Origin of the sequence: Agrobacterium sp. CCNWLW155 (assembly GCF_036888815.1) — a bacterium.
Lineage (GTDB): Bacteria > Pseudomonadota > Alphaproteobacteria > Rhizobiales > Rhizobiaceae > Agrobacterium > Agrobacterium radiobacter.
This window is the reverse complement of sequence record NZ_JBAKFW010000020.1, coordinates 22,806-41,034: the sequence shown is the minus strand read 5'-3', so window position 1 is coordinate 41,034 and position 18,229 is coordinate 22,806. Positions and strand designations below refer to the sequence as shown.

At 53.9% G+C, this 18,229-nt stretch carries 15 protein-coding genes; 9 read left to right on the top strand and 6 right to left on the bottom strand.

Features of this window, described 5'->3' with window-relative positions:
- From V6S97_RS27030 to V6S97_RS27000, 7 genes are all read left to right on the top strand, one after another.
- The coding region (locus V6S97_RS27030) for a DUF4150 domain-containing protein (protein WP_334428130.1) at window positions 1-1,509 on the top strand (1,509 nt) is incomplete at its 5' end.
- Between the two features lie 15 nt (window positions 1,510-1,524).
- On the top strand, window positions 1,525-2,694 hold the full coding sequence (locus tag V6S97_RS27025) for a hypothetical protein (RefSeq protein ID WP_334428129.1): 1,170 nt from the start codon (window positions 1,525-1,527) through the stop codon (window positions 2,692-2,694).
- A gap of 38 nt (window positions 2,695-2,732) precedes the next feature.
- The gene (locus tag V6S97_RS27020; protein WP_107676553.1) at window positions 2,733-2,939 is read left to right on the top strand and encodes a helix-turn-helix domain-containing protein; all 207 of its coding nucleotides are present in this window, start codon (window positions 2,733-2,735) and stop codon (window positions 2,937-2,939) included.
- A gap of 160 nt (window positions 2,940-3,099) precedes the next feature.
- Window positions 3,100-4,107: a serine hydrolase domain-containing protein gene (locus tag V6S97_RS27015; RefSeq protein WP_334428128.1), complete on the top strand. Its 1,008-nt coding sequence runs from the start codon at window positions 3,100-3,102 to the stop codon at window positions 4,105-4,107.
- Window positions 4,108-4,252: 145 nt separating this feature from the next.
- A complete protein-coding gene (locus V6S97_RS27010; RefSeq protein ID WP_107676629.1) occupies window positions 4,253-4,717 on the top strand; it encodes a GNAT family N-acetyltransferase in 465 nt (154 codons plus the stop codon).
- 136 nt (window positions 4,718-4,853) lie between these two features.
- On the top strand, window positions 4,854-5,417 hold the full coding sequence (locus V6S97_RS27005; protein WP_334428127.1) for a chloramphenicol phosphotransferase CPT family protein: 564 nt from the start codon (window positions 4,854-4,856) through the stop codon (window positions 5,415-5,417).
- Window positions 5,418-5,499: 82 nt separating this feature from the next.
- Window positions 5,500-6,039, top strand: coding sequence for a GNAT family N-acetyltransferase (locus V6S97_RS27000; protein ID WP_334428126.1), 540 nt, complete (start codon window positions 5,500-5,502; stop codon window positions 6,037-6,039).
- 87 nt (window positions 6,040-6,126) lie between these two features.
- On the opposite strand, the gene V6S97_RS26995 is transcribed toward V6S97_RS27000, so the two are convergent.
- Together V6S97_RS26995 and V6S97_RS26990 are read right to left on the bottom strand one after the other, a co-directional pair.
- Window positions 6,127-6,681, bottom strand: a complete 555-nt coding sequence (locus V6S97_RS26995) for an ankyrin repeat domain-containing protein (protein WP_334428125.1) — start codon at window positions 6,679-6,681, stop codon at window positions 6,127-6,129.
- A gap of 399 nt (window positions 6,682-7,080) precedes the next feature.
- Window positions 7,081-8,403, bottom strand: coding sequence for a S41 family peptidase (locus tag V6S97_RS26990; protein WP_334428124.1), 1,323 nt, complete (start codon window positions 8,401-8,403; stop codon window positions 7,081-7,083).
- A 258-nt stretch (window positions 8,404-8,661) separates the two neighbouring features.
- Between V6S97_RS26990 and V6S97_RS26985 the strand changes: the two genes are divergently transcribed.
- Window positions 8,662-9,495 carry an alpha/beta fold hydrolase gene (locus V6S97_RS26985; protein WP_334428123.1) on the top strand — a complete coding sequence of 278 codons (834 nt, stop codon included), beginning with the start codon at window positions 8,662-8,664 and terminating at the stop codon, window positions 9,493-9,495.
- 729 nt (window positions 9,496-10,224) lie between these two features.
- Here V6S97_RS26985 and V6S97_RS26980 read toward each other — a convergent pair.
- The 4 genes from V6S97_RS26980 to V6S97_RS26965 all read right to left on the bottom strand — a co-directional run bounded on the left by V6S97_RS26980 (window position 10,225) and on the right by V6S97_RS26965 (window position 13,456).
- Window positions 10,225-10,980 (bottom strand): amino acid ABC transporter ATP-binding protein, encoded by a 756-nt coding sequence (locus V6S97_RS26980; RefSeq protein WP_334428122.1) that lies wholly within the window; start codon window positions 10,978-10,980, stop codon window positions 10,225-10,227.
- Window positions 10,977-11,657, bottom strand: coding sequence for an amino acid ABC transporter permease (locus tag V6S97_RS26975; RefSeq protein WP_262568825.1), 681 nt, complete (start codon window positions 11,655-11,657; stop codon window positions 10,977-10,979). The genes V6S97_RS26980 and V6S97_RS26975 overlap by 4 nt, the downstream gene beginning before the upstream one ends.
- An 86-nt stretch (window positions 11,658-11,743) precedes the next feature.
- A complete protein-coding gene (locus tag V6S97_RS26970) occupies window positions 11,744-12,517 on the bottom strand; it encodes an amino acid ABC transporter substrate-binding protein (protein ID WP_334428121.1) in 774 nt (257 codons plus the stop codon).
- 417 nt (window positions 12,518-12,934) lie between these two features.
- Window positions 12,935-13,456: a PIN domain-containing protein gene (locus V6S97_RS26965; RefSeq protein WP_111782282.1), complete on the bottom strand. Its 522-nt coding sequence runs from the start codon at window positions 13,454-13,456 to the stop codon at window positions 12,935-12,937.
- 1,078 nt (window positions 13,457-14,534) lie between these two features.
- Here V6S97_RS26965 and V6S97_RS26960 point away from each other — a divergent pair.
- On the top strand, window positions 14,535-18,038 hold the full coding sequence (locus V6S97_RS26960) for a P-loop NTPase fold protein (RefSeq protein WP_334428120.1): 3,504 nt from the start codon (window positions 14,535-14,537) through the stop codon (window positions 18,036-18,038).
- Window positions 18,039-18,229 lie beyond the last annotated feature (191 nt).

Here is an 18,229-nt window from a genome sequence, read left to right as displayed (position 1 = left end):
AAAAACTATACGCCGTCTGTTCGGTTCACCGGCAAAAAGGCAATGGTGATGCGTTCGTGTACGACACATGTGCACGGTGACGCGCCCGGTAACCGTAAGGGGGTAAAATCCGGCACGGTGGAAAGCATCTGCGAACCCATCGGGCATGCTGATCAGGTCCGTGCCGAAGGCTCGCATGTCATTCGCCACCTCGATCGTTTTTATATGAACCGCAGGAATACCCAGGGTGAGGCGATCTTCGTCCGCGGCACGCAGACCTATGATCCTCCCAAGGATGATGATCCGGTGCGGGGGTCGCTTAGATGGCAGGATGATGCGCCTGTGCAGTTGGCGCAAGCTGCAACCGGAACGATGACCGATGCCGGTAACAATGGATGGTTCTCGTCCAATGGCAATAATACTCGCGCACTCACTGGTACAGCCACAGGTACTGTAAATGGTGGTGGAGCACACGCTCCGTCGACATCTCGACCGATTCCCAAAACTCCCAGTCTGCCAAAGGTTGGTGGTGGGAAACTCTTGCGGAAAGGTATCTGGGCCATGGTGCTCGAGGATATGCTCCGCGACCTCTCAATGCCGGAGGATGAGCGGGCCACTGAGGGGCGTGCCTTGGGCGCGATAATGTCCAAACCAGGGCAGGCGGTAATTGTTCAGGACAAGCTTCTTGGTGGCCGCCAACCTGTCACTTTTGGGAATATTTTGAAACGCGAGACTTGGGATTTCTCCGGAAAATACGGTATTGCCATCGATCCAGAAGAAAGGGTGCCGCTGGCAAACGATATCCTGTCATCAATATCCGGCAAACCAATGGACGTTCGAACGATGTCCGATGCGGAAGTAAACGGTTTGCTGGCCCCCTTCCAAGGTCTCTCTGACGAGGAAATCGAGCAAAAGCTGAAAGACATCAGAGAAGCCCGACAGCAAGAGGAGCAAGAAAAAAAAGAAGACCCCAAACCTGGTCCTCAACCAGTCCCTCCTCCGCCGCTCGGTCCAAGTACCAGGATCGATGGTAAGAAAAGACGACGTAAAAAATGTCTGATCGGTCCGTACGACGAAATTAAAGAGGAGTGTTCTGGCGCGGGCGACTATGCCCACCACGTCGTCGCCGACATGACATACCGTCTGGGCGATCGTCCAGGGAAAGTAACGACGGAAAGAGTGCCTAATGCTCCTACCGAAGGTGAAGGGGAGTCAATTTGTCTGACTGAGGCCCAACACAGCCGAAAAAACGGCTCTGGCGGTGTGCATGAACTGACCAGAAACGAGCTGAAAGGGATTGATCATCCGGATTATCCGGGAACAGCTCCTATGGAAGATATCTTGTTGGCGTCTCAAGATGCGCTGCTGGCAACAAAAGGAATCGACAAAGCCTGCGCAGAAGCAGCAAACGCGCGGGCGGAAGAGCAGGTGAAGAAGAAGACAGGTCTTTCCGCTCCGGGAAGGACGAAGGAAAAACCGCTTCCAACAGGCAAGATCGCTGATGTACTTCGTGCTGGAAAATATCCGTAAAAAGGAGAGACCTTCTTGGACGACACTTTGAATGACGAGCAAGATTTCGAAGAGCTGTACGGCAAATGGGAGCCCAAACTCTATCAGGCATCCATGGGACACACTGACCGCCACTTCGCTGCTCTGTTGGGCGGACCGCGTTGGGACGATCCGTACACGATCATTCTCATACGCGACGCCGTTGAACAAACATTCTCGCGGTCGGATGTTCGCAGGGAGTTGCGCGACATCCGCGTGATACCGTCGTTGAAAGACGATGCAGGGCCTTCCTATGTCACGATCAGCCTTCAGGGCGATATTTACGTCGTCGGTCCAGACGGTTCACAGCATTTCATCATCCCCGGAACTCAAGCCGAATCCGAGACCGCATCCGAAGTCGATTTCCGCTCCATTCTTCCTTACGACAATCGTTGGCTTGTGGCAGGCAGCGGGAACTTCTTGAAGCTCGGAAAAGGCGAGAGCTGGGAGGACGTGTCGCCGTCGCTTACAACTGAATATCCTTACTCGGAGACTGAATGGGCCATTCTCGGCGAGAATATCAAGGGTGAAATCTTTATCGTTGCGATCCAAAGACCGAACCAACGATATTTCAACCTTTACCCGGGCCATCCCCTATATCGGAGTGACATGGCGGAAGACGAACGCTTCAAACTGAAAAAAAGACTGAGAGCTGAAAAGGGTACCCATCCGGTTCTAACTACGCTTTACACAGGAACACCCGGCAGTTGGAAACGTCAGGAATTGCCTGAACGGATCGCCAGGACTTCACCACCATATGCATCGTTAGCCGCTGTCGCTTCCGACAATCGAGGCAATGATTATTTGGTGGGCTCCGACGGTTTGGTTATGATAGGAACACCCGAAAGCGGTTTCTCTGAGATTTCATCGTTGCAAGACCGCGAAAAGCATTATTCTGATGCTGCTTATCTCGACGACGAATTGGTCCTCATTGCTGACTCGGAATTGTTTCGCTTCGATGGACATTTAGCAAAAACCTTCACACCAAAGGTGAAGCTCCAGCTCGGGAGCAAACGGGTTCAGCCATCAGCGATTTTTGCCCGGGAAGGCAGACTGCACGTATTTGATTACGGAAACCGTATCTTTTCTCTCGTTGAGGGAGAATGGAGAGAGTATGCGATTCCAAACGAGTTACTCCAGCGTCCTTTCAAAGCCAGAAAGCCGTAGATCGTCGGAGGGCGTGCGCGCCGTTGCTGATCTAAGCAATCACCGACACGAAGCGCAATGGCAGCGCGGATATTGCGGCTGCAAACGCAAAAGGGAAAGTACCTGGGCGGCGTCCCGCGCTGACTAAGGTGCAATGCAGGGAAATCCGCACCATGCTGAATGCCGGCGCATCCGTTCGAGAGATCGCTCAAAAGTACAACGTTCATCCTCGCACGGTCCTTAGAGGGATACGTCGATTGTCATGAAGGTGTCGGCAAGGCCGTTGCGTTGTTGTCAAGCTATGGTGGCCTGCCTGTCCAATTTTGTGGATTGTGCGGAAATCGCACCGATGGCTGTCGCCCGTATTGATGTGCCGGAAAGCCGCCATTATTGGATGTTCATTCCTTCGTCGGAGAGGGAGGCGTTATGTTCATTCGACGATTCGCATTCCTTTTTTTTCTTGGGATTTTCATTGCGGGTGCAGCCCGCGCCCAGACATGGGAGGACATCGCTCCGAGGACCGCCGGCTGGTCCACGGAGCGGCTCGAGGCGGCGCGTCTGCAGTCGAAATCTCTCAAATCTACCGCAGTGATGATCATCCAGGATGGACGGGTGATCGCTCGTTGGGGTGACACTTCTCGCAAAGTAAATATGGCATCCGTTCGCAAGAGCCTGCTCAGCGCTCTTTACGGCATTGCGGTTGCCGAGGGGCGGATTAAACTTTCAGCCCGTCTTTCCGGACTTGGCGTTGATGACAATACTCCCAGCCTTTCGGCTGAGGAGAAAACCGCGACGGTTCGTGATCTGCTCATGTCGCGGTCGGGTATCTATCATCCAGCCGGTCACGAGACCGCCGACATAAAGCGCAAGCGGCCTGCGCGCGGAAGTCACCCGCCTGGGTCGTTCTGGTTCTATAACAATTGGGACTTTAACGTTCTGGGGACTATCTATCGACAACAGACTGGCGAGGACATCTTCGCAGGATTCGAGAAGCGGATTGCTCGACCGATCGGAATGGAGGATTTCTCGATCAAGGATGGTCGATACGATCTCGAAAAGCTGTCCGAGCATCCCGCCTATCCAATCCAGCTCAGCGCCCGCGATGCAGCCCGGTTTGGCCAGCTTTTCCTTAATGACGGAAAGTGGGGCATCAAGCAGATCATCCCAGCGGCGTGGGTCAGGGAATCGACGACTACCTATTCGTGGGCAAAGCGGATACGGCAGGGTTACGGCTACATGTGGTGGACGCTTCCAGAAGATACTTGGGGTCAGAACGCGTTCTACGCCTCCGGCTACGGCGGGCAGATTATCGCGGTCGTCCCGTCAAAACGTCTAGTGGTGGTGCAAACTGTCGATTTACGACAGAACCCGAAGGGGGTTCGCACCAGCGCGTTCATTGAACTCCTAAAAGAGATCGCTTCCGCTTCACCGTGAAGAGTATGGTACTGCACAGCAAATATAGCTCGATTGATGCCGCCGGCTTCGTGATGTTTCTGGCTCAGAAGCAGATTGTCCGAACAGCACTCCGCCTCCGCTATCTCCAGACCAGGTCACTATGACCGCGAAGAGCCAGGAAATCATGACGATCAGACTTATAGCTGCCAGCGAGGCAAAGAAATCTGAATTACGAGATATGCTTTCTGGTTATCTGGTAGAGTTAAGTCAGTACGGGGATGTCGACCTCGAATACCCTTACTTTGACTGTTACTGGACCGACGACGGCCGTTGGCCCTACCTAATTGTCAAAGACGGAGATACCGTTGGGTTCGCTCTGGTGAACACTTGGTCGCCCTCGGGAAAAGGCACCGACTTTGCAATCGCCGAGTTTTATGTGCTGCCCTTGTTCCGGAGTGCCGGAATCGGGCGACAGGCATTCTCCTGCCTCCTCGATGGCCGCTCCGGTATCTGGGAGCTTAGCGTCATGTCGAACAACGAACCCGGGAACGCATTTTGGGAGCGAATGTTGGCTGCCTCGGACATTTCGGAGATCGAGAGGGTCGATTTGGGAAGCGAACTGGCGTTTCGCTTCTCTACCAGGACATAGTTGTTTGTCTGGTTTGGACCAAAGGCCGATTCGACGGATTACGCCAATAGTCGCCTTGGGAGGAAAGCGCCATCAGCGGTCATTGATGTGTCATATGCCTGCATTAATTGCGGCCTGGAAACCGGGAGACGAAAGGATGGCACACGTTATTTTTCTTCATGGCGCGTCGAGCAGCGGCAAGTCAACCATTGCGAGGGCATTGCAGAAACGCATCGAGAAACCATTCTGGCACGTATCGATCGATCATCTGCGCGACGCTGGCGTGCTTCCGACCGAACGCTTCAAGAGTGGTGATTTTCGCTGGACTGACGCTCGCATGGCCTTTTTCCACGGGTTCCATGGATCGCTGCGGGCATATGCCGATGCGGGTAATCATCTGATCCTTGAACACATTCTCGATACCGAGGGATGGCTGGAAGAACTCGTTGATCTTTTGGCGGAGCACGATGTCTTCTTCGCCGCTGTACATTGTCCGCTCGAAATGCTGGTCAAGCGTGAAGCCGCGAGAGGTAACAGACCGGTGGGTAGCGCCAAGAAGGATTTTGAGACGATTCATTTCGGCAAGCGGTATGACATTGAACTACAGTCCGAGGACGGCGCTGATGCAAATGTCGAGAGGCTGCTCGTCGCCTGGAGAAAAAGCGACCGCTCGTCAAATTTCGCGAGCCCCGAAGTCCCCTTAGGCCGGGTGCCGTTGTGACGTAGATGCGCCAAATGCAGTCATTGTGCGAACCTTGGTTTCGCATAGAATACCTTCACCAGACACTCCGATTGAGGCGATAATGACCTGCATGGAAGGGCCAAGCTTGCGCCTACGGCCCGCGACAGCTGATGATGCCGCAGCCCGCTTTTCGTTGGGGTACAACCAGGAAATTGTGCGCATGTTCGGTGTCAGCCACGCTGATACCAAACCTATGACAATGGATGCGGCAGAAGCGTGGGCTCGTGCCCACTCGGTCAACCCATACGCCTGGATCATTGAAGTTGCTGGGCAGTTGATTGGTGAAATCAAACTTCACAGCGTAAATGCTCAGGATCGACGAGCGTCGATGGCAATTGCGATCTACGATTCCCAGCAGCTAGGAAAGGGATTTGGAAGCGAAGCAATCCGACTGCTTTTGCACCACGCTTTCACGGAGCTGTACCTCCACCGGATTGGCATACGGGTCCTAGCCTATAATGAGCGAGCCATTAGGGCCTATCAAAAGTGCGGCTTCATCGTTGAGGGACGGGAGCGCGAAACTGTATTCGTTGACGGCGTCTGGCATGACGACCTGATGATGGGGATACTTTCCAGAGAATTACAATATCATGGGAGATGAAGATAGTCCGCTTCGGGCCGGAAGCAGTCATGCAGCTTGCGTAGGAGCATCGAAGCTGAAACGGTCGTCACTTCACTTCACTTCACTTCACTTCACTGCGCCATTAGCGATCAAGACCTCGATAAACGATCCATCGCCAGTTTCCCTTGCGAAGGAAAGAGCAGTCTCACCATTGTGTCCTTCGGCATTCGGATCAGCGCCGTGAGCAAGAAGGGCGGCCACGACGTCTGGCCCATTTTGCTGGTTGTTCGCCTGCATAATCAAAGGCGTCCATCCTCTTTTGTCGCGAGCTTCGATATTTGCGCCTCGTCCCACAAGGAGCGGGACAGCATCCGGGTCGGTGACAATGTGGAGAATGGTCACGCCGTCGTCGTTCGCGGCGTTGATGTCGGCTCCGTTTGCAAGCAGGAGATCGAGTACTTTTTCATCGGGATACATGTCGAGGAGGTGTACCGGCTGGAAACCATATTCGTCCCTAGACATCGCCAGGCCAGGTTCTGTCGCGAGCATCGTCCGAACAGTTTCCACTTCGCCCACATGGACAGCGTCGTGAAAAGTCCTCACTGCGTCGCCGTCCGCCGCAATGGCTGAGCTGATAGAAATTCCCAAAACCGCCAGAAATCGATGAACCCAATGAAACACCGTTACCTCCTTGGATATACACGACGACATTCTCTACCAATGCGGCTAGTCGGTGAAGGCCGTCTTGTGAGGTGGCACTGACCGTTGGAAGTCCCCGTAGATGTAGAATTCGTCGTGCGGTAACCCACCATATTTCCTGCCCTAGTCTAAGGGATCAAGTAGGACACCGGGTCCGCTCCGTTAGGTATTTCGTGAACGGCCTCGATCTCAAGGCCGCCGGCTGCAAAGGAAACCGACGGTCCGATTTACGATCCTGCCGACCTTTTGAAGCTTACAGTTACATCAACCGCGTTTGATCCAGCCGGCCTCTGTAGGCAGTACCCATTACAACATCGAGGTGATCTGGCTGCTTAGCCATCTCATTTGCGACACGATAGATTATTGCCAGTCGATGTTTGTTTACTTGAGGGAAGCTGCCTTTTCCGGATTCGGCGGGAAAGCTTGATTGATCCTCTTCCCGCGGAGCAGGTCCAACGCGTACTGAAGCTGAAGGTCGTCCTTGACTTCAGGTGGTACGTAGGCAGAGGACCCCGAGCCGTCATCAGTCTCACTCTGACCTTGGATGTGGCCGCGCAGGTTTGTTTCACCAGTGGCTTCCAGCTTGCCCAACAGCTCGGGTGGTAGCGGCTGTTCGACAGTGATGTCTGGTGTGATACCTGTCCCTTGGATCGACTTACCGGACGGCGTGTAGTAAAGCGCGGTTGTCAAACGTAGCGCGCCCACATCAGCCATTGGGATGATCGTCTGAACTGACCCCTTACCGAAAGAACGCGTTCCGATAACAGTCGCACGGCGCAAATCCTGCAATGCGCCGGCAACGATTTCCGAAGCTGAGGCCGACCCTCCGTTGACCAGCACAATAACAGGCTTGCCATCCGTTAAATCACCAGCGGTTGCACTGAAGCGTCGGGTCTCATCGGGATTGCGGCCCCGTGTGGAAACAACTTCACCGCGCTCAAGAAACGCATCCGAAACATTTATAGCCTGATCCAGCAGCCCACCCGGATTAAGGCGCAGGTCGAGCACATAGCCCCTCAGCTTGTCGGCTGGAATGTCTTTTTTAAGTTTGCTGATCGCGGCTTCCAGGTCGTCATAGGTCTTCTCGGTGAAGGAAACGATGCGGAGATACCCGACATCATTTTCGACGCGGGATTTCACGGCCTCTACGGCAATAATGTCACGCACGATTGTCAATTCAATCGGCTTGTCCGCGCCCTCGCGGATCAGTGTCAGCTTGATCGGTGTGTTAACCGGCCCGCGCATCTTCTCGACAGCTTCCTCCAGCTTCAGGCCACGCACCGGCTGGCCATCGATCTCGGAAATGAAGTCCCCGGCCAGAACGCCAGCCTTCGCTGCGGGTGTATCGTCCATCGGAGCGATCACCTTCACCAGTTCGTTCTCCATTGACACTTGAATACCAAGGCCACCAAATTCCCCCTTGATCTGGGTGCGCGTATCATTGGCGTCTTTGGCGTTCATAAAGCTGGAATGCGGGTCGAGAGACGACAGCATGCCGTTAATGGCATTCTCGATAAGCTTGTCATCCGTTGGCGGCGTCACATATTGCGCCCGGACACGTTCCAGCACTTCGCCGAAAATCGCCAACTCCCTATACGTGGTTTCATTGGCGGCTTCGGCAGGTGCCACAGACGAATAAATGATGCTCATCGCAGTTGCGCTCATCAATGCGCCGGCGATAACAAGAGAAAACCTGCGGATCATTGTGTGCCTTTCCAAAATCTTGGGAGGTTCAGGACCGGGGACGGCGTACCACCTTTTCAAAATTTAATGTAAATCGTCGAACGATTTGTTTCCAGTGCTTCCGTTCGTGCCCGATAACGGGCGTAGCGTCTGCGGGAAACTTGAGGTGATCACGTTGACATTCCCGCACCAACTGCATATCCGAGCGCGCAGCCGCGTGGCTTGACGGACACATTCGGAACTGTTGATTTCTGACGGACAGATTCGGCAGGAGATGGGATGTCCAACCAGATAATAGAAACCAGCCACGGGTCTATCGCTTTTATCGATACGGCAGGGACTGGTGTCCCCGTGGTGATGATCCACGCAAACTCCGTTTGCAAGGAATCGTTCAAACCACAGATTTCGGCGCTGGCGGGCCTGCGACGTGTCATTGCATTCGATCTTCCCGGACATGGTGCCTCTGGAAACGCAGTCGACCCTAGACGTACCTACAGCATTACCGGTTACGCGGACGCGCTGCTGGAAGCTTTGAAGGGCTTGAGCGTCGATAGGTTTGTCGCCGTCGGACACTCGCTAGGTGGCCATGTTGTCCTTGAAATGCTTGCAAAAGAGGCCTCTGTCGACGGCGCTTTGATTTTCGGTACCCCGCCGATCGCGAACAACCTTGACGGGCTGAAAGCCGGATTTAAGCCGACCCCAGAGATGGAATATACGGGGAGTGCAGTCTTGACCGAGCAGCAAATCGGCACGGTTGTCGAACTCGCTTTGGGGCGCGGCGCATCTGGTGATCAATTCTTTCTTGATGCCGTTCGCCGAACAGATGGCCTAGCTCGCCAATATATGATCGAAGCTGCCATTGCCGGGGAGGGTAGCAATCAGCGGCACACAGCTGAGACGTCTACGATCCCACTTGCGATCATAAACGGTGAGAACGATACAGTCATCAATTTAGACTACATCGATAGCCTCCATTTTGCGAACGTCTGGGGCGGAAAGCCGATCCGTATTCAGAATGCCGGTCATGCCCTACATTGGGAGCAGACCCGCAAATTCAACGAGGTGCTGCTACGCTTTGAGGATTTTCTGGACGGGCGACTTCAAGGTCTTTAGCCTTTCCTCGCCACCTATCCATAACTTCATCGAAATCGATTTCGCGCCATTCTGAATTCCATTCTTGCAAGTAGTCCACACTTCGAGAATGCGGCTCTGGCATAGGTAAAGAGAAGCGCCCCACGGTGAACACAACGCCGCCGGTGTTTTGGTTTGCCGGCCATAACTTCTCTCAAGGCAGACAGCGCGTTTTGCGCAAAGTCCGCCTTGAAGATCAGTAGTCACTAATGACTACTGATTGGATGATGAGTGTTGAAATGGTTTGGGCGGCCTGCCGGCTTCTTTAGGCCGCCCGCCTTCCGTGTGCCTGCCGCCCATCCGAAGATTTGTGAAGCTGTATGGTGACCTGTTTCCAATCGACGGTGTGGCACTGGCTTCGCGGTTCGCACGGATCGCCTGCAAAAGGTTTCTCGTCAACATTAACCGTTTAAGAGAACTCCAGATACCGTGAACGTCAGCTCAACCGTACCAGCGCCCAAATACTTCGCAATCGTGTTGCGTGACAGCCCAGTGCGCCGGCTGATCTCTCGGATTGACTGCTTCTCGCGCAGCGCCATCCGGCGGAGGTTGTTTAAATGTCCCATGTGGTTCACTCCGTTGCCCCCGTCGCTCGCCGCGTTGGGGGAAGGTTCACATGGCTGCGCCTAACCGGCTCAGTTCTGCGCGGAAACCAACACCGCTCCTTTTGACGAGCTAAAAAAGGGGGCTATGTTGTAGCCAGAGTTTTCATCAAAAAGCTTGCGCCGCGCTAATGGAGGACACGAACTGACGCGTGCGTTCATGCCGGGCCGAACGGAAAAGGTCCTCCGGACGCCCAGCCTCCACTACCACGCCTGCCTCAAGAAACACCACTTGGTTCGACACTTGAGAGGCGAGCCGCAGATCATGCGTCGCCATGACCATCGTAGTGCCTTCCCTCGCGAGCGTGCCGAGAACGTCCACCACTTCAGCAGCCAACTCTGGGTCAAGAGCAGAAGTAGGCTCATCGCAAAGAAGGACCTGAGGTGAGGGGGCCAGGGCCCTTGCGATCGCGATACGCTGTTGTTGCCCACCTGAAAGATTTGCAGGCCAAGCGTCCGCTTTGTGCGCCATGCCGACCTTCGTAAGCAACTCCATGGCTCTGGCCTGAGCTTTCTCTCTCGTCCATTTTTGGACGACGAGGAGACCTTCCATCACATTCTCTATGGCGGTTCGGTGGGGAAACAGCTGGAAGTTCTGGAAGACCATTCCGGTTTGCTTCCGGATTTTTTGGATGTCCTGCCAACGAGCCTTGCGTCCGGGATGAAACTCGACGAGCTCGGAGCCGACACTTACTGTTCCCGAGGCAGGTTGTTCCAGCAGGTTTATACAGCGCAACAAAGTACTCTTGCCGCCGCCGGAAGGACCGACGAGCGCTGTCACGCTTCCCTCTGGAAACTGCAGCGAGACGCCCTTGAGGATAACCGCTTCCCCGAAGCGTTTCTCGATCTTACTGAGTTCGATCATCGGTTGGCCTCCAACAGCCCGCCATAACGCGAAAACCTTATCTCTAGCCGCGACTGCAACGCGGAGAGGACAGAGCTCAGTACAAGATAGATAAGCGCTGCCTGGATATAAAGAATGAGTGGTTCGTAGGTGGTAGCTACGATCCGTTGTGCAGCTTGAAACAGCTCCGGAACCGTGATTGCCGCCGCGAGAGACGTATCTTTGACGAGTGAAATAAATGAGTTCGAGAGAGGCGGCACAGATACCCTTGCGGCCTGCGGCAGGATCGTTCTGCGCATCGCCTGCTGCCAGTTCATACCGGTGGAATAAGCCGCTTCCCATTGCCCCTTGGGAACGGAACTGATCGCCGCGCGGATGATCTCAGATGTGTAAGCCCCAACGTTCAGCGTGAAACCGATCAGTGCGGCCGGAAATGCGTCAAGAAGAACTCCGATGCTCGGCAGCCCGTAAAAGATAACAAAGAGCTGCACAAGCAGAGGGGTGCCACGAATGATCCACACGTAAAAACGAGCAAGCGCCGAGATAGGTGCAGGTCCGAAGAGTCGAGCAACAGCCGTCACCAAACCAAGTGCGAGTCCGAGCGCAAACGAGAGCAGCGTAAGTGGAATGGTAAAGCGGATGCCTGCCCACAACAGGGTGGGGAACGAATCCAACATCAATTGAAGCCAGTGGGGCAAAGCTCACCTCTAAAACAAAGCCGCCCGGCGAAAACGCCGGACGACCGATTGAACGTAACTACGCAACGTGCCGTACGACGACAGGTTTACTTGGAGACGTCCTGTCCGAAGTATTTGTCGGAAATGGCCTTGTAGGTTCCGTCTGCCTTGATGTCAGCAAGGGCTTTATTGATCGACGCGACCAGATCGTCATCTCCCTTGCGGACGATGATTCCCGAGAAGTCAGCGTCGGATTTTTCTGCAACGATCTTCACTGGTGCATCAGGCTGATGCTTCTTGAAGTCTAGGAAAGACAGGCTGTCGTTGATGGTTGCGTCCGCGCGGCGGGTCAATACCAGTTGGATGGACTGGTCAAAACCATCGGTGCCAACCAGTTCGGCTCCTGCAGCTTCGGCGAGTTTACCGAAGTTGCTAGTGAGAGACTGCGCGGACTTCTTGCCCTTCAGGTCCTCAAACCCCTTGATATCCGTGTTGCCTTCGCGAACGATCAGGACCGCTTTCGAGGCGATATACGGTTCTGAGAACGCGTACTTTTGCTTACGTGCCTCCGTGATGCCAACTTGGTTGATTACCGCGTCATATCTTTTTGCATCAAGACCAGCGATAAGACCGTCCCACTTGCCTTCGACAAATTCAGCTTTCACCTCAAGCTTCTTTGCTACGGCTTCGCCGATCTCAACGTCGAATCCGACCAGCTTGTTAGAGGCGTCATGAAACGTGAACGGAGCGTAGGTTCCTTCGGTGCCGATCTTGATGACGCCTGCCGATTTGATCTGGTCGAGGTTCTCGCCTGCTATCGACGGAGAGAAAGCTATTGCCTGAAGTGCGGTTGCAGTGGCGATTCTTTTGATCCAGCCCATGTCCGGGTTCCTTTAGCGGATTTCGATTGCCCAAGCATATAGGATGGGCTCTATGCATTCGCACGATACAGAAATGCAAAAATTATGTGTCGCTTGGAATATTCTACTCAGGAGCCAGTTGCCGCAATTTCAAGAAGCCAACCGACTTCCCATGTGTGTCCGACGTAGCGCAAACACGAACCTTTCTAGCATCTATTCCTTATCGTTCGCAGATAGCGGAGTTGGTAGCGCTTGATGAAACCGGCGCACATTTGGAGCGCTCCAAGGCCAAGGCTCGAATGTCGGAAGTCTTTCAGTTGGCGAAAACTGCGTGCCGCGGATTGTTGGTGACGATGAAAGTCTCCTCGAAATCACGATCAAGGCAGAGGGTAAAGCGCCAACTGGCGCTTATCTTTCCGCACGTGGCCCGAGAGTGCTTTAGGCAAACCGAATCGCCTGTTGGGTCATGATCTCTGGACTACTCCCCGGTTGAACCACCCACACCGAAAAGCCCGGATTGTAAACGCCGGGGAGCGCATGATATTTATTGATCAGGGAAAAGTCTTTGGCATTCAGCGTGGCTATTGGTAGATCGTGGGCGATAGAGACGGCCGCGATGAAGAGGTCCTGACCAGGTTTTCGCTTCTTGGTGTTTTCTGGATTAGTGTACCAGAGATGCCTTAGTGGCTCGCAACAATGGAGCTTGGCTAGAGTTTTGGCTACTTCGTGGTTGATGTCGGGGTACAGGAATTCCCATTCGAGCAGCTCATCGAACCAAGCCATGATCTCCGCGGCTAGAGCCGGCTGGCTCACGCCTATTTCAACGATGCCCTGTTGAATTTCTAAAAGCACCGGAAAGGGTATCGCCAAATCTTTTTGTTCGGCGAGCCAACCAGCAACAGAAGGGTGCGCCTTTTTGTATTGGACCTGACTTAAAACACTCGTGTCTAACAGAAACATGCCCGGGTCTCCGTCGGGACAATGTGGAGGTGGTTCGGTAAATGTTGATTGCAGGTGTCGTTTGGTCAACCGTAACTATTTGTGATTCAGAATTTGACGGGTGTAAGGTGTCGCGGCAGACATCGACCATACCCGTCTTAGGAGGCATGTTCTCAATGCGACAGGCGATGCCTTCAGAACCTGACTGGTTGTCGCTTCCGTTGCCCTGTAAACTCGTTTTGTGACTCCCGATCTGGTAGATATTCTCCGACCAGGTTGAATTCGATCGCTCGTCAGTGCGGCTGAGGCCGCCCCATAGGCAAAGACGTATTTGAAGGACTCGCGTTTCGGTATTGGTCCGCCGACGTTCACAATTCTCAAGGAATCGTTTAATGTGAGACTCCAGTTTATGAGGGTCACGTGCGGAATTTTGTAGCTACCTGGGAGCGGAGAGACGCTGAAGATCGGATATCCGAAGTCTTCGACGCTGCGCGTGATCGCCCTCAGACCGTACGCGACGAGAATGGACTCTTTGAAATCACGTTCAAGCCTCGGCCCAAGGGCCCTGTTGGCGCGTTGCTATCTCGTGGCGGGCCGAAAGATCGCTAAGCGTATCTTACCGTCGCATAGGTTCCTCCATTTGGATTTTTCGATTGTTCGACAACCCACATTGAGAAAGCCGGATTGTAAACTTCGGGCAGTTCCTTGGATTTTGCAGATTGTCTCGGACTTCTCATCGAGTTCGGTCGCTCTTTGCCCACCAAACGGCGTCCACAACCGCAGCCACGAGTTCCAAGCCGCCTCGGCACCCCACGTCGATGGCGACTAGCGCTTCAATTGCACTTCGCCTGCGCTCCGTCTCAGCCATCGCCGCGGGCGCTAATAACGCTGCTTCAGATCAACATGGCGCTTATCGCCGTAGAGGCTCAAGCAGGCATTAGCTTGACCGCGTCGGCAGTTTTTTAGGCGACGCTGACACCATACAAAATATTATTTGTTGATCGTCTTTGGTTGTCGCCCCAATACCGTTGTCGGAAGGGCTAACTGGACATATTCCTACACTCATCAGTTGTTTCATGGGCGGGGGTCCACAGTAACTATGGGTGTTGTACGCAGGTCGATCCTCATCGACGAGCCTTCGAACGAGGATCATTTCAACGGCAAGGGTCATCAACGGACTGCCGTCGCGCTGTCAAAAGCGATCGCGAATTTCTCCGAAGACGACCGCGCGATCGGTCTCGACGGCCCATGGGGCAGCGGCAAATCGACCGTTGTCGAGATCGCACGAAAAATCCTCTATGAACGCAAGACCTCCGAGAACCGCGCCTACCATTTCTTCACTTTCGATATCTGGCAATCTCAGGGGTCTTCGTTCCGCAGATCACTACTCGAGCACTTCCTCGAGTGGACGATTGTCTCTTTTCCGGCTCACGCCAAGGCGCTCAACGAGGTCGAAGAGAAGGTAAAGGGCAAAGTGCGAGAGGTCCGTTCCAATAACAGGTCGATCCTAGATTGGTGGGGAGTCCTCGTAATTGCGTTTCTTCCTTTTCTTCCCATCTATTATTTCTGGGCGCGGAAAGAATTTACTGAGGCCAACGGAATCGGCTTTCTCGGGTCATACTCGTTCTTGGCTCTTCTCTTGTTTGTCGGCGTTACTATCGGGTGGTCATTTTTCAAAGCAATTCGTGAATGGCGGCGGGCGAAACGACGATCCTGGAGAGGTGTGCCGGGCAAATTCAAGTCGGCGCTTTCACAGACGCTGCTAATTGGCTCGAAGCAATTTGAAAACCAAACGGTCACCCAATACATACGGGAGGTCGATCCCAACGACTTCGAATTCCAGACGACACTTCGAGAAATTCTGTCGATCGTGCAGTCTGATAACGTGCGGGTCGTAATCGTTCTCGACAACATCGACCGTTTGCCGAAGAAAGAGCTCAACGATTATTGGGCGCAGGTGCGTGCCGTATTCTCCGGCAGCCCGGCGGTCAAGGAAAAGGACGCGTCGGGCTCGGTCACCGTTATCGTTCCCTACGATCGTCACCTGGTTGAAGAAAAGACGCAGGCAGATTCTGAAAAAAAGACGGATTCGGAAAAGAAGGTTCCAGTCGCACTGACTCCGTTGGGTGCGCGCGAGATTTTTACAAAGACCTTCGATGAAATCCTCCAGGTCTCGCCGCCTGTCATGTCAAACACCCGTGAATTTTTCATAGAGAAAATGGGTGACGCGTTACCCGAGGTTATGGATCGAGACGAACTGTTTCGGGTGTACCTCATTTTCGACCGGATAATCCGAGCCGAGAGCGGGAGCGCCACGCCGAGGCAAATCATTGGATTTATTAATGAACTCGCCGGAATGTACGACCTGCATAGCGGGCGTTTTAAACTGCCGACGGTGGCCGTTTACATAGCGTATCAGGATGCCTTGGAAGCCGATCCCAACCTCCTTAACAATCCAAACTCACTCGACCAGCGCGTTCGCGAGATCGCCAACGACGAAGAGCTCGAAAAGAACTTGTCGGCGATGATCTTCAACGTCGAGCCTGACCTAGCGCTTCAGCTGCTGCTCGATCAGCGCATCAAAGACGCCGCGGTCGACAGTTCCGAAAGGTTGATCGAGATTTCGAAGTCTGCTGGTTTCGATGTGCGGGTTAATCACGTCATACAGGAGAACGTGGACGAGTGGAAAAAAAGCGGCGACTTTTCAGACGTCGTGTCGCATTTTGCCGCTCTCTCAAAAGTGTACGTTGGCGACGCTAAGGATTATTACCAAGAGAGCTTAGTGTCGTCCGTAATGCATATGGGAGACGCGAGTTCCAGTCGGCAAGATTTTGAGAAGCTTCTTGCGGTGACTGAGCTGGCAGAACCCGAGAGATTACCGAATTTGGTAAGGGCGTTGATCGAGCAAAGTCACGCTGCTGCGGTCGGCGGTCATTCTTTGGTGCAGGTCGACGAAGGAGTTCGTTGGGTTTCGGTAGTCGGCTCGTTGCGCCGAAAGGTGGCAGCGGAGGGTTCGGGCGACATATTTCCGAGCGTGCTTGAGGACATCGAGATATCACACGACGCAAGATTTACCTTCGGCGTCGCGGCGCAGGCCGCGAAAGAGGGAATGCGCCTAGCGTGGTTCAAGCACGGTGGCATCGATTTCGGTGGCGAAAATCGTCTGTACTTTGACCTTGCCGTGCATAATCCTGCGCAGATGCGAATGGCATTACCCGAAATCGTATCGGCTGACATACTTCACACAACTATGGTTGCTGGCCTTTTTTCAACTCTCGCGGAGCAGCTCCAGGCACCGGAGATCGACGATCTGCCGCGATTTAGGGAGCAGTTGCAGCTTACCGCGGAAATATACTCCATGCTTTCGACAGACGGGCGGGCAGGTCTCGGTGCCGAAAAGATATTTGAAGCGTCGAGCTTCTTCGACCATCTGAGTGCGGCTTTGGAGTCCCCGAGTGATCCAGCCCTGGGCGACGCACTTTTCCTGGCCATGCAGGCCGTTGGGCTACCGCTGGCGACGCCTCTGAAAAAAGCACGGAATGGCTCAATTCTAGCGGATTTATCGGAGGCCTTCACAAAGTTCACAGGCGTTCTCTCAACTGGCGAAGGCATTGCCCCCGAACAAATTGACAGGCTCGCTCAACTCTTCAAGGCAGCAGATATCTTTGGAAGCCTCATCAGTCTTGGTGCAGCTCAGCCAGATAATAAGCTAACGAGGGAGGCCATAGGTCGCGGGCTACGAAATGATAATGTGCCGACTCTCGACTTGCCAACACTGAATACTCACTTTGAGTTCCTGAAGTCTATTCTCGGTAAGTCAATGACCGAGGTATTGGTATGCCTGGAGGAACGGATTGCTGATGAGGACACACATCACATCACGCTCGGTGAATGCTCTGTCGGACTTCTCCACCATGTCAGGGAAATCAGGAACGGTAACTGGACAAAGCTCCGTGAGCGTGTTTCCCGTGAGCTGGACGCCGTGCCTGTCACGGATTGGCCCTCGCATGTTTTAGAGAGCGACCACTTGGGAGACCTGTTGCTCGAGATGATTGAGGGATCGGATTTCAGAATTGCCGACCCGGTGTTCCGTGATGTCGTCGTTCAAATGGTGCTTGATGTCCTTGAGGGTGGGGCGACGCCAACTGGAAAGACCCGCCTCGATTTGCTTGTGGAAGCCATCGACCCGAGGTTTCACGGCGACATGTACCGCCAGGTGCGCGAGAGGGTGAAGGATGTAACTCGGACTAACCTCAAGGTCGCGGTTCAATACCTTCCCGTGACCGTCAGCAACGTTATTCGAACTTGGGAGCAGCTGCGAAAGGATGAGAAGGACGTGCTTGTCCGTTTCTTCCTGTGCTCAGCCCTCGAAGGTGGGCTCGACACTGTCATCAACGACTTCGAGGCATTGGGCCAAACGAAGGTCAAAGACATGATCGGAGCTTCACAGGAGAGCACGCGTGAAAAGCTCCAAGGGGCGATGAACACGTTCGCGGAGAAGCCGGAGAAGAAAGATCGGGCGATTGTGCTTGGCAGGCTTTTCTATGGTGAGCGGAAGGTCAAGAGCGTGTTCGAGCGTTGGTTCAGGTCCGGTGCCGATTGAGAGGCGCTATTGCATGCGTCAGGGTTCCGTATCGGGGTAGTTCGGGAATGCCAACTTTAATTACTTGAGTTATGTTTTGTAGGCTACGGGCGGTCGTGGGTGCCAGTTACCTTGTATTCTGCAGCCTTCTCCTTTCGGCGACGTTGGCTTCGTATTGGGCCGGATCGCAGCCACGCTTTAAGAAGTAAGCC